Raw genomic sequence first — 12,705 nt, 5'->3', positions numbered from 1 at the left:
CCGCTTAGCCTCGGATAGACGCGTTGTCCTGTCGCGTCCCTTCCCCGAATACAGGACGGCGCAAGGTGAAGGTGCTGCGGTGATGTTCCAGTGATGGCCAATCCCATCCTCGGCCGCGACATGGCGGTCGATCTGGGCACGTCCACGACTCAGGTGTACGTGCGAGGCAAGGGCGTGCTCGTGAACGAGCCCACGTCCTCTGAGGGGTCTGCCCCGATCCGTGACGGCGTGATCGCCGACTTCGACTCGACGGTCGCGCTGCTGACCTCCCTGATCCAGCGGGTCCACCAGCGGCGCTACCTGGCCCGACCGCGGATGCTGGTCGCGGTGCCGTCGCTGACCACGGCGGTGGAGCGGCGTGCGATCAAGGAGGCCGCCTACCAGGCCGGCGCCCGGCACGTGATCCTGGTCGACGCGCCCCTGATGGCCGCGATCGGCGTCGGGCTCCCCGTCCACCGCCAGGCCGGCACGATGGTCGTCACCCTCGGCTCCGGCCTGAGCGAGATCGCGGTGCTGAGCCTGGGCGGCGTGGTCGCCTCCACCTCGGCGCGGGTCAACGGCGCCGACCTGGACCGCGCGATCGTGGCCTGGATGCGCTCCGAGCACGGCCTCGTGATCAGCGAGCAGACCGCCGAGGACCTCAAGCTCGAGCTCGGCACCGCCTGGCCGCTGGCCGACCGGGAGTCCCTCGAGATCGCCGCCCCCGACCTGAACGGCCTCAGCCGCACCATCAGCGTCTCCGGCGCCGACATCCGGCACGCCCTGGTCGAGCCGCTGGGCGACATCATCGAGGCCATCGGCGAGACCCTCGACGTCACGCCCGGCCTGGCCGGCGACATCCGCAACCACGGCCTGATGCTCACCGGCGGCGGCGCGCTGCTGCCCGGCATCGACGTGCTGCTCAGCCACGAGCTCAAGCTCCCCGTCCTGCTCGCCCCCTCGCCGATCGACGCGATCGTCGGCGGCGCCGGGCACTGCCTCGACGACGCCGAGCTGCTCCGCAGCGTCCTGGTCGCCGACCGGAGGGTCGCCTGATGACGTTGCTGGAACGCCCCACCCAGGAGCCGAGCGCGCCCCGCGGCGTCGCCCACCCGCGCTCCGGTGAGCCGCGCCCGCGCGGCCATCGGCGTTCCACCCTGATCGCGCTGCTGCTGGCCTGCGCGGTCCTGATCGTGCTCGACCTGACCAGTCCGACGCTGGACCCGGTCCGCCGGGTCGCGGGCGAGATCTACGGTCCGATGGAGGACGCCACCGCCTCGGTGGCACGTCCGGTGACCGACCTGCCCGAATGGTTCCGCACGCAGAAGTCGCTCCGTGCCGACGTACGGCAGCTGAAGGCCGAGAACGAGGCACTGACCCAGCAGCTGCGCACCGGCGCCTTCGATCGCAACCGGCTCGCCGAGTACGACGGCCTCACCTCGCAGGCGCAGAACCTCGGCTACGCGATGGTGCCGGCCCACGTGATCGCCTACGGCGCCGCGCAGAGCTTCGAGCGCACTGTCACCATCGACGCCGGTTCCGACTCCGGCATCGCCGCCGACATGACCGTCGTCGCCGCCCAGGGCCTGGTCGGACGCGTCCTGCGCGTCACCAGCACCACCGCGACGGTGCTCCTGATCGTCGACGCCGACTCCGTGGTCGGTGGCCGCACCGGCTCCTCGATGGAGGTCGGCTTCGTCCGCGGCAGCGGTGACCTCGGCGGCACCAGCAGGCTCGACCTGGAGCTGCTCGACCAGACCGACCGCCCGGCCAAGGGCGACACCGTCGTCACGTGGGGCAGCGGCAAGGGCGCTCCCTACGTCTCGGGTGTCCCGATCGGGTCGGTCGACTCGGTCTACTCCACGGTGCGCGACTCCACCCAGCGCGCCAAGATCACGCCGTACGTCGACTTCACCAAGCTCGACCTGGTCGGCGTCGCCGTCCCCAGCGGCACGAAGAGCGACCGCGCCGTGATCGGCGTCGACGGGAGTCTCAAGTGACCGGCATCGACCTGCGCAGGATCGCACCCTGGGTGCTCTCGGCGGTGCTGGTCAGCATCGCGTTCGTGCTCCAGGTGAGCGTCTTCGACACGTTCTCCTGGCACGGTGCGGTCCCCGACCTCGCCCTGCTCGTCGTGGTCGCCGCCGCCCTGGTGCGCGGCAGCCAGTTCGGCCTGATCCTCGGCTTCGCGACCGGGCTGCTGCTCGACGTCGCCCCGCCCGCCGACCACCTCGCCGGGCGCTGGGCGCTCGCGCTGCTGATCGTGGGCCTGATCGCCGGCCGCGTGGGGGAGTCCCTGCGCGAGGAGGAGCGGGAGCGTCCCCGCGTCAACGTCGTGGTGGCCACCGCCCTGGCCTGCAGCTTCGCGGGGACCAGCATCTTCGCCCTGCTCGGTCTGGTGCTGCGTGACCCGGCCGTCTCGGTCGGCGACCTGCTCGGCCCGGTCGGTGCCGGTCTGGTCTGGGACCTGATCGCCACCCCGTTCGTGGTCCCGGTCGTGATGCTCGCCTTCCGCCGGCTCGACGCCCTGCTCACCCCGGCCCCGGCGGTGGAGTGAGGTGGCTCGTTCCACCGGCACCACCTCGCGCCTGCGGCTGATCGTGCTGCAGGCGCTGGTCTTCTCCCTCTTCGCCACCCTCCTGGTGCGGCTGTGGTATCTCCAGGTCGACCAGGGGCCGACGTACACCGCCAAGGCCGCCTCGCAGTCGGTCCGCAACGTCACGGTGCAGCCCGACCGTGGCCTGATCGTCGACGACATGGGCCGCCCGCTGGTGACCAACACCAAGGTGTGGGTCGTCTCGATCGACAAGAACACCCTGGCCAAGCTCGACGACGCCGACGAGCCGATCCTGCTCAAGCGGGTCTCCAAGGCCGTCGGGGTCTCGGTGGCCGACATCCAGAAGGCGCTCGACGACTGGAACGGCTCGCGCTACGAGCCCGTCGAGATCGCCGAGGACGTCCCGGAGAAGGTCGCGCTGGCGATCCTGGAGCAGCCCGAGGACTACCCGGCCGTGGTCGCCACCCAGCAGTCCGTGCGCGACTACCCGCAGCCCTACGGGGTCAACCTCGCGCACGTGCTCGGCTACCTCAGCCCGATCACCGAGACCGAGTACGACGCCGCCAAGAAGGCCTCGGACCCCTCGCTCAACGCCACCTCGGCGGTGGGCCGGGCCGGCGTGGAGAAGCAGTACGACGAGTGGCTGCGCGGGATGCCGGGCCAGACCACCGTCCCGGTGGACTCGCTCGGTCGCCCGACCGGTGCGGGCACCACCACCGCCGCTCAGGCCGGCGACACCCTCGTCACCAGCATCGACGCCAAGGTCCAGGCCACCGTCGAGAAGCAGCTCGCCGGCGCGATCAGCACCGCGCGCAAGACCTACGACAAGGTCACCCACAAGAACTACGTCGCCGACTCCGGGGCCGCGGTCGTGATGGAGGCCAAGACCGGCCGCATCGTCGCGATGGCCAGCCAGCCGACGTACGACCCGAGTGTCTGGGTCGGCGGGGTGACCACCAAGCAGCTCAAGGACCTCACCTCCGAGGCGTCCGGCAACCCGCTGCTCGCACGGGCCACGCAGGGGCTCTTCGCCCCGGGGTCGACCTGGAAGCCGATCATGACCACCGGCGCGATCAGCGGCGGGATGAGCACCGGGACCCGGCTGGACTGCAGCAGCGGCCTGCAGATCGGCAACCGCTGGTTCAAGAACTACGAGTCCGAGTCCTACGGTGCGATCACCTTCGCCCGGGCGCTCGAGGTCTCCTGCGACACCTTCTTCTACCGGGTCGGCCTGAACTTCTGGAACAAGTACGGCTCGGACCCGGCCAACGCGAACGCCAAGGACCCGCTCGCCGCGGCGGCGCGGTCGTTCGGCTTCGGCTCCAAGACCGGCATCGACCTGCCCGGTGAGGCGGCCGGCCGGGTGGGGGACCGCAGGTGGCGTGAGAGCTACTACGAGGCCACCAAGTCGACGTACTGCGATATGGACAAGAAGGGCACTGCCAAGACCGACTTCATGAAGAGGTTCGCCCACGAGTTCTGTCTTGAGGGCAACTACTTCCGGCAGGGCGACTCGGCCAACTTCACCATCGGTCAGGGCGACACGATGGTCACCCCGCTCCAGCTGGCCCGCGCCTACGCCGCGATCTCCAACGGCGGCACGCTCTACCAGCCGACCATCGCCAAGGCCGTCGTCTCCGAGGACGGGCACGTGCTCTCGACGGTGAAGCCGACCGTGGTGCGCAAGGTCAAGGTCACCTCGAAGGCGATCGACTACGTCAACGAGGCGCTGCTCGGCACGCCCAAGGTCGGCACCCTGGCCTGGAAGTTCAACGGCTTCCCGCTCGACCAGATCAAGCTGCGCGGCAAGACCGGCTCCGCCGAGGTCGAGGGCAAGCAGTCCACCTCGTGGGTGGCCACCTACGACAAGAACTACGTCGTCATCATGATGGTCACCCAGGGCGGCACCGGGTCCGGCACCGCCGGTGAGCCCGTCCGCAACATCTGGAACGCCCTGTACGGCGTGCAGAGCGACGGCTCGATCGCGAGCTCGAAGTCCGCCATCCCCGGCGTCACGCCGCCCAAGGCGCTGCCGACGTTCGCCAAGGACGGCGCGATCCTGCCGCCCACCTCCATCGCGTCGGCGGGAGCCTCGAAGTGAACACCCCCACGTTCGGATCCCAGCAGTGGTGGCGTCGGATCGACTGGTTCCTTCTGGTCGCCGTCGGTGGCCTGGTGACCTTCTCGGTGCTGCTGGTCTGGTCGGCCACCTCCCACCGTGACCTGCTCACCGGCGGGGACTCCGGCCTCTTCTTCCGCAAGCAGCTCACCAACGTCATCATCGGCGCCGTCATGATGGCGGCGGTGTGGGTGGCCGGGCAGCGCTGGATGCGGATCGGGGTGACGCTGGTCTACCTGGCCGCGATCGTCGGTCTGGTCCTGGTGCTGGTCGCCGGCACCACGATCAACGGCTCCCGCTCCTGGCTCGACGTCGGCGGGATGTCGCTGCAGCCCTCGGAGTTCGCCAAGCTCGCCGTCGTCGTCGGGATGGCGATGGTCTTCGCCGAGCGCTCCCGGGGCACCTGGACGATCGCGTCGCGCGACGTGATCGCGATGCTGGCGATCGCGGCGGTGCCGGCCCTGCTGATCATCGCCCAGCCCGATCTGGGCACCATGCTCGTGCTGACCGCGACCGTGCTCGGCGTACTCGCTGCGGCGGGCACGCCGCGTCGCTGGCTCCTCGGCCTGGTCGTCGTCGGCGTGGCCGGGGCGACCGCCGCGGTGCTGGGCGGCGTCCTCAAGCAGTACCAGATCGACCGGTTCATGGCGTTCACGAACCCGGCGCTGGACCCGCAGGGGGCCGGCTACAATACCGTCCAGGCCCGGATCGCGATCGGCAACGGCGGCCTCTTCGGCCAGGGCCTCTTCGACGGCACCCAGACCAAGGCCGGCTTCGTCCCCGAGCAGCACACCGACTTCATCTTCACCGTCGCCGGCGAGGAGCTCGGCCTGGTCGGCGCGATGGTCCTGATCGGCCTGCTCGGCGTCGTGCTGTGGCGCGCCCTGCGCCTGGCCCGCCGCACCGACGACCCCTTCACCCGCGTCGCTGCCGCCGGGATCGCCTGCTGGTTCGGCTTCCAGGCCTTCCAGAACATCGGCATGTGCCTGGGCATCATGCCCGTCACCGGCGTCCCCCTGCCCTTCGTCTCGTACGGCGGCAGCTCGATGTTCGCCAGCCTGCTCGCTGTGGGACTCCTGCAGAACCTCTACTCCCGCGAGGTCCGCAGCGGCCGCCGCGACGACGCCGACCTGCGCACCGCCCTCTCACGGCGGCCCGTCGAGTCCGTGACAGGCTCGTCGCTCCGGGCTTAGGAAGGGAGCACGAAGGCGGTCTCCAACTCCTCCGAGGTCGGTTCGAAGATGTCGGGCAACGCGATCCCGGGCAGGAGTGCGACGTCGAAGATCTCTTCGACCTGGCCCTCGAAGCGGACGAACCCCATGATCTGGCCGGTCTCGATATCCACGATCCAGATCCCGCATTCGCGGTCCTCGAGCCGGGCGGTCAGGGGGAGGCCCCCGAACGTGGTCGCCTCGCGCACCTTGGACAGGCCGACGAAGGCGTAGCGGCCGGCGAAGGCAAGGCCACGGGTGAAGCCGGGCAGCGTGGCCACGGTGGTCACCTCTCCGGTCTCGACATCGACTCGGGCCAGGGAGCCCTGGCCGGACTCCAGCACCCAGAGGGTGTCCTGATACCAGCGCGGGGAGTGCGGCATGGAGAGCCCCGAGGCGACGATCCGGTCAGTCTCCACGTCGATGATGACGCCGCCGTCGGCCTTGGTCGGGCGCCAGCCGCCGGCGGTGTCGGTGGTGCCGAGCGCGGTCACGTACTTCACCCGGTCCTCGACGATCGCCATCCCGTTGAGGTGGCAGCGGTCCTCGGCGGCCAAGTCTGAGATGAACGACGGCTTCCAGCGGGGGACGAAACTGTGGAGCCCGTCGAAGGTGACCAGACAGGAGAAGCGGGTGTTGACCGCCCAGATCTGGTCGCCGATCCACCCGACGTCATGGATCCGAATGTCGCCGGTGGCGAGCATGGTCCGGGGCGCGAAGACGGCGTCGTTCTCCTCCTCGGTCCGGTCGGCGAGTCCGGGCACGTCGACCATCGTCCAGACCTCGTTGCGGGTGCCGAGGGCAAGCATGCCCGGGCGGTAGGCAATTCCCATCGGCTTGTCGAACTGGCGGAAGTGAGTGTTGAAGGTGCCGTTGAGTGCACGCATCATCACCACGCGGCCACTCTGGTACGTCGTGGCCACCAGCGAGCTGTGCAGCAGCGTGAGCAGTTGAGCGACGTTGGTGGTCGCCACGCTTTCGAAGCCGGTCAGGCCTTCCGTGGTGGGGGCCCCGGATCGGTTCTCCAGCGTCTCGCGAGCGTGTTGGGCGCTGGCCGCGACGGTGGCTAGGTGGGGGCCGAGGTCGTCGGGGCCCAGTGGTGTGACCGGCGTGGCGGGGGCGAGGGCCGGCGGCGTCGCCCAGGACAGCCCCAGGTCGTTGCCGAGCCGGGCGAGCTGCTCGGCGGGGCGGGCGATCAACTCATGCAGGCTGACCGACGTCCAGCGAGTACGGGGCAGACGCGCGAGGTCGGAGGTGGCCTGGTCGACGATCCGGCACCACTGGGCGGTGATGACCTGACGCAGGTCGGAGGGATCGAGGTCGCGCCACTGCGGCACCAGGGGGAAGGACCAGGCCGGTCCGGTCCACCCGGGTAGATCGGGCTCGCTGACGGCGGTTCCGTGGGTCCAGGCGTCCCGCATCAGCGCGAGGGATTCGGCCGGGTCGCGGTGGACGAAGACGAAGGAGGCATCTGGCCAGGCCTCGGCCAGGAACGGCACCTGGAGAGCCGCGGCGGGCCAGGTGCCGACGAGTCGGTTGCTCGGGTCGACCCCGAGGTCGTGCTCGAGGTCGGTGATGGTGACCCGCCGGGCATCGGAGGCAAAGAGTCGCGCGGAGTCGTAGCCTCGTTCGGCTGGCGTGAGTTTCGGCTGGCTCTCGGTCAGGCCGCGGCCACGAGGGAGGCCGGTGGCCCCCGAGGCCTGCGCCAGAACGGCAGCGACGAGGTCGCCGCCTGCTCCGGGTGCGGCGATGACGAAAACGGGGCGAACGAGGCCGTGGGGCCGGTCGGGTGACACGAGCAGGCAGAACTTTCAGTCGGATCGGAGTGAACAGGCCGTGGGGGCCCGGCCATCGAGGACAGTCGGGCCCCCACGACGCGATGCGTTGTGGCTGAAAACTACTTCTTCTTCTTCTTGGACTTCTTCTTCTTCTTGACCGGCTTCGGGATGGCGAACTGCTTGCTGGTCGCCGTGCCGGGCAGGAATTCACCGTTCGTGTCGCGAGCGCCGATCGTGAGGGTCAGCGTTTTGCCGACATCCGCCGTGGCGACCTTGTACATCGCGGCCCGGCTCACGACGGAGGTGCCGCGCTTCCAGGTGTAGGTGAAGGCGACATCGTCGGCGACGTTCCACGCGCCGACGGCCCCACGAAGAACGGCACCGGCCTTGGCCGTGCCGCTGATAGCCGGCGCCGACGTCGCCTTCAAGGTGCGGCCGAGGGTGAAGTTCAGGCCACTCACCTTGGCACCGGAGGCGACCTTGATCTTCGTCGCGGTGTCGGCCGAGAAGCCGGTCTTCCAGAACTGCGGGATGAAGGTGACCGCGTTGGGGTCGTAGTTGTTGCTCTGGTTGAACGGGTTCCAGCGGTAGCCGGTTGCCTGAAGCAGGTACGTCCCGGGAGCGACCCGCATCGTCAGGGTGTCGCCGGACTCTCCGTAGGTGTAGCCCGCCCGGTTCCCGTTGAGGGTGGTGAGCGTTCCCGTGACGCTGCTGTCTGCCGCGCGAGTGGAGGCGGGCAGCGTGATCTTGGTCGAGATGTAGCCATAGCGCTTGAGCTGGGATCCGCCGACGTTGATCGCACCCTTGACCGGCACGGTGAACTTGGTGGCCCCGTTGAAGGACGAGGCACCCTGGAAGGCGGAGACCGCATCGCCCTGTTCCGACTCGGCCCGCACCTTGTAGGTTCCGGGTGCCAGCGAGGACGCCAGGATCTCCCAGCCGCCATCGCGGTGCGTGTAGGTGCTGGCCACGTAGTTGCCGTAAACGTCGAAGACCGTCACGGCTCCGGGGTGGGCGATGTTGCGGTCGTCGGTGACGGTGCCGAAGATGCCGCTGCTGCGGTCGACCGGGCTCCGGTCCAGCGTCATGTTCTGGGTGACCGCACCGTCGGCCCCGAGGGCGAAGGTGGTCACATCCGGCGAAGGCAGACTCCAGGGGTAGTCCGGGTGGATGTCGCCCAGGAACTCCGCCTTGTAATCGTTCCAGCCGTCGTTGGCGCGGAGGGTGTAGGTGCCGGCCGCCAACGTCTGGTTGAAGACGAACGCACCCTTGTCGTCGGTGTACTCATACCCGCGTGAGTACCAGGAGCCGCCAACGTTCTGGAAGAGCGTGACGCTGACGCCGCTGAGCTTGGCGGCGCCCGTGCCGGTCACGGTGCCGGTCACACGGGTCGGGCCGACGGGAGTCGCCGGTGCGATCAAGGTGGCGGCAGGGGCCGCGGTCAGACCTTCGGCGGAGACCGTGAGGGTGGCGGCGTTGTCGGCGGTGTTGTTCGCACCGGTGCCGGCACCTACCCACACGCTGGTGCTGTAGTGTCTCCAGCTCTGCGTGTGGTCGGAGTTGTAGATGTAACTCGAGGAGTCGGAGTGTTCGTCCCCGAGTAGCACCTTGTAGGTGCCCGGTGCCAGGTTCCCTGACTTCCACTTCACGGTCGAGGTGTCGACGCCGTACTGGCCATCGTTGAAGTAGCCGCGGGCACTGCTGATCGGCATCACCGCGCCGCTGAGCACCGCCGCCTCGGTGGCCGTGGAGGGGAAGATCTCGGCGTAGCCGTGGACATGGCTACCGGCTTTCGAAACCGTGCCCTTGATCTTTCCGACCTGGGCCGTCTTCGGCACCGGGGAGACCGAGGCCGACGACGTGGTGTTGTCGGCATCGACGGTGGTGGCGGTGGAGAACTTCTCGTCGTACTTGGTCGTCCCGGCAACCTTGGCGGTGTAGGCACCGTCGTCGAGGCCGGTGAACTCGGCCTTCCCGTTGGCATCGCTGACCTGGGCCGAGCCGACGGTGGCACCGGTGAGGGTGTTGAGCAGTGACACGCTCATCGAGGCCAGCGGCTGGCCTCCGTAATAGTCACTGACGTAGACGTTGATGGTGTTGGCGCCGGCGGCGTGCGCCGGGACAGCCATCGTGAAGGGGGTCGCTGCGACGGCGAAGGCGGCGACGCCGGTGACGAGGCGGCGGCACGTCACGCGGTCGGGGGAGAGAGGACGGGTCATCGATGACCTTTCTTGGCCGGAGGTGTCGAAAGCGGCAAGTATCGTGTTCGGTGGGGCCGCGCGACCCGGAAAGCAAAAAAAGTCGGGCCTGCGGTCTAGACGTCCCAGGTGGGTGATCTCGCACGGGGAAATAAGTCCCTCTGGCGGTGTCCGCCTAGACTTACTCCTATGTCTGGCGAGTCTCTCTTCCCCCGCCTCGAGCCCCACCTCGGTCGGGTCTCCAAGCCGATCCAGTACGTCGGCGGTGAGCTCAACTCGACGCTCAAGGACTGGGGTGTCGACGAGGAGACCGTGCGCTGGGCCCTGATGTACCCCGACGCCTACGAGGTGGGTCTGCCCAACCAGGGTGTCGCGATCCTCTACGAGATCCTCAACGAGCGGGAGAACACCCTCGCCGAGCGCACCTACTCGGTGTGGCCCGACCTCGAGGCGATCATGCGCGAGGCACAGATCCCGCAGTTCACCGTCGACGGTCACCGCAACGTGGGGGAGTTCGACGTCTTCGGCCTGAGCTTCTCCACCGAGCTCGGCTACACCAACATGCTGACCGCGATCGACCTGGCTGGGATCCCGCTGCACGCCGTGGACCGGGGGATCGACGACCCGATCGTGCTGGCCGGTGGGCACGCCGCGTTCAACCCCGAGCCGATCGCCGACTTCATCGACGCCGCCGTGCTCGGCGACGGCGAGGAGGCGGTGCTGGCGATCACCGAGGTGATCCGCGAGTGGAAGGGCGAGGGGCGCCCCGGCGGGCGTGACGAGGTGCTGCGACGCCTCGCCGTCTCGGGGAACATCTACGTCCCGAAGTTCTACGACGTCACCTACACCGCCGTCGAGGAGGGCGCGCAGATCGAGGCCGTCGTGCCGAACATCCCCGACGCTCCGTGGCGGGTGAAGAAGCACACCCTGATGGACCTCGACGCCTGGCCCTACCCGGCCAAGCCGCTGGTGCCGCTCGCCGAGACCGTGCACGAGCGGTTCTCCGTGGAGATCTTCCGCGGCTGCACCCGTGGCTGCCGCTTCTGCCAGGCCGGCATGATCACCCGCCCCGTGCGGGAGCGCTCGATCAACACGATCGGCGACATGGTCGAGAACGGCCTGAAGATGTCGGGCTTCGAGGAGGTCGGGCTGCTCTCGCTCTCCAGCGCCGACCACACCGAGATCGGCGACCTCGCCACCGGCCTGGCCGACCGCTACGAGGGCACCAACGTCTCGCTGTCTCTTCCGTCCACTCGCGTCGACGCGTTCAACATCACCCTGGCCAACGAGTTCTCCCGCAACGGCCGGCGCTCGGGTCTCACCTTCGCTCCCGAGGGTGGCTCGGACCGGATGCGCAAGGTGATCAACAAGATGGTCGACGAGGACGACCTGATCCGCACCGTGGCAGCGGCGTACTCCCACGGATGGCGCCAGGTGAAGCTCTACTTCATGTGTGGCCTGCCCGAGGAGACCGACGAGGACGTCCTCGCCATCGCCGACCTGGCCAAGCGCGTGATCGCCACCGGCCGGGAGGTCTCGGGCCGCAGCGACATCCGTTGCACCGTCTCCATCGGCGGCTTCGTGCCCAAGCCGCACACGCCGTTCCAGTGGGCGCCGCAGCTCGACTCCGAGACCACCGACGAGCGGCTGCGCAAGCTCCGTGCCGAGGTCCAGTCCGACAAGAAGTTCGGCCGCGCCATCGGCTTCCGCTACCACGACGGCAAGCCCGGCACCATCGAAGGCCTGCTCTCGCGCGGTGACCGCCGCGTCGGCGCGATCATCGAGGAGGTGTGGCGCGACGGCGGCCGGTTCGACGGCTGGAGCGAGCACTTCTCCTTCGACCGCTGGGTTGCAGCGTCGGAGAAGGCCCTGGCCGGCACCGGCACCGACCTCGCCTGGTTCACCACGCGTGCGCGCGAGTACGACGAGGTCCTGCCCTGGGACCACCTCGACTCCGGCCTGGACAAGGACTGGCTGTGGGGCGACTGGGAGGACGCGCTGGCCGCGGCCAACGGGGAAGACATCGAGATCGAGGACTGCCGCTGGACGCCGTGCTACGACTGCGGCGTGTGCCCGGAGATGGGCACCGAGATCCAGATCGGTCCGACCGGCCAGAAGCTGCTCCCGCTGTCCGTCGTCTGACCAGCGGTCCGTTCCTGGAGCACCCGGAGGCGACACGCCGCGCTAGCCGGCGTGTCGCCGCCCGCGCGCGCAGGAACGGTCCGGCGAGTGCGCGACCTACATCGGGGAGAGGCTCGCCGAGTCGTCGGGCACGGGGCCGACGAGTTTGCCCGAGGCGGCGGTGACGTAGCAGACCATCCAGGCGCCGGTCTTGGGCTCGCCCCAGAACGTGTCGGCCCAGTAGTCGATCTGGTACGCCGTGGCGGCGGCCGTGGCGGCGTACTTGTCGGCGATGTCGGCCTGGGCGTAGCAGAAGTCGTCGACGTACTCCGAGGACTTCCACGCCACCATCTGGGAGGCGGTCATCTGGCCGGTCCAGATGATCTCGCCGTCGTGCTTGCCGGCGCACGAGGTCAGGCCCGGGGTGTCGGCCCAGTCGATGTCGACGCACTGACCCGCGTGGAGGTCGGCACCGTCGGGAGTGTCGTTCAGAGTGCTCCCGGCGACGACGACGCCGGCCACGAGGGCGGTGGCGGCCAGCAGGCACACCACCGACCCGATGATCAGTCCGGCCAGGGCGAGTCCGCGACCGCGGCGCTTGCCCGGTCCGGTGCGGGTGAGGCCGATCGCGCCCAGCACGATCGCCGCCGGGGCGGCGCAGCCGACCACCGCGCAGACCAGGGCGGCGATCGAGACCCCGTCGGTCGGTCCGGCCGATGGTGCCGGTGGGGCCATCGGTGCC

General features: G+C 69.3%; 9 protein-coding genes. 6 read left to right on the top strand and 3 right to left on the bottom strand.

The features are described from left to right. The first annotated feature begins 93 nt into the window (after nt 1–93). The 5 genes from Q1V88_RS05555 to rodA are packed head-to-tail and all read left to right on the top strand — an operon-like array spanning nt 94 to nt 5,848. Nucleotides 94–1,035 (top strand): rod shape-determining protein, encoded by a 942-nt coding sequence (locus Q1V88_RS05555; protein ID WP_300679047.1) that lies wholly within the window; start codon nt 94–96, stop codon nt 1,033–1,035. Beyond that, nucleotides 1,035–1,979 carry a rod shape-determining protein MreC gene (mreC, locus tag Q1V88_RS05550; RefSeq protein ID WP_300679044.1) on the top strand — a complete coding sequence of 315 codons (945 nt, stop codon included), beginning with the start codon at nt 1,035–1,037 and terminating at the stop codon, nt 1,977–1,979. Before Q1V88_RS05555 ends, mreC begins: the two co-directional genes overlap by 1 nt. Beyond that, nucleotides 1,976–2,536, top strand: coding sequence for a rod shape-determining protein MreD (mreD, locus tag Q1V88_RS05545; RefSeq protein ID WP_300679042.1), 561 nt, complete (start codon nt 1,976–1,978; stop codon nt 2,534–2,536). The genes mreC and mreD overlap by 4 nt, the downstream gene beginning before the upstream one ends. A 1-nt stretch (nt 2,537) precedes the next feature. Next, the gene (gene mrdA, locus Q1V88_RS05540; protein WP_300679039.1) at nt 2,538–4,637 is read left to right on the top strand and encodes a penicillin-binding protein 2; all 2,100 of its coding nucleotides are present in this window, start codon (nt 2,538–2,540) and stop codon (nt 4,635–4,637) included. Beyond that, a complete protein-coding gene (gene rodA / locus Q1V88_RS05535; protein WP_300679037.1) occupies nt 4,634–5,848 on the top strand; it encodes a rod shape-determining protein RodA in 1,215 nt (404 codons plus the stop codon). The genes mrdA and rodA overlap by 4 nt, the downstream gene beginning before the upstream one ends. On the opposite strand, the gene Q1V88_RS05530 is transcribed toward rodA, so the two are convergent. Both Q1V88_RS05530 and Q1V88_RS05525 read right to left on the bottom strand, forming a co-directional pair. Next, nucleotides 5,845–7,662, bottom strand: a complete 1,818-nt coding sequence (locus Q1V88_RS05530; protein ID WP_300679034.1) for a TIGR03032 family protein — start codon at nt 7,660–7,662, stop codon at nt 5,845–5,847. The genes rodA and Q1V88_RS05530 overlap by 4 nt on opposite strands. A gap of 101 nt (nt 7,663–7,763) precedes the next feature. After that, entirely contained in the window at nt 7,764–9,863 is a 2,100-nt protein-coding gene (locus tag Q1V88_RS05525) for a carboxypeptidase-like regulatory domain-containing protein (protein ID WP_300679032.1), read from the bottom strand. Between the two features lie 168 nt (nt 9,864–10,031). Between Q1V88_RS05525 and Q1V88_RS05520 the strand changes: the two genes are divergently transcribed. Then, nucleotides 10,032–11,984: a TIGR03960 family B12-binding radical SAM protein gene (locus Q1V88_RS05520; protein WP_300679030.1), complete on the top strand. Its 1,953-nt coding sequence runs from the start codon at nt 10,032–10,034 to the stop codon at nt 11,982–11,984. Nucleotides 11,985–12,080: 96 nt separating this feature from the next. On the opposite strand, the gene Q1V88_RS05515 is transcribed toward Q1V88_RS05520, so the two are convergent. Next, nucleotides 12,081–12,698, bottom strand: coding sequence for a DUF4190 domain-containing protein (locus Q1V88_RS05515; RefSeq protein WP_300679027.1), 618 nt, complete (start codon nt 12,696–12,698; stop codon nt 12,081–12,083). Between the last annotated feature and the right edge of the window lie 7 nt (nt 12,699–12,705).

Source organism: Nocardioides sp. (genome assembly GCF_030150155.1).
Taxonomy (GTDB): domain Bacteria; phylum Actinomycetota; class Actinomycetes; order Propionibacteriales; family Nocardioidaceae; genus Nocardioides.
Note: the sequence above shows the minus strand (reverse complement) of the source record. Positions and strands in the feature narration are given on the sequence as shown.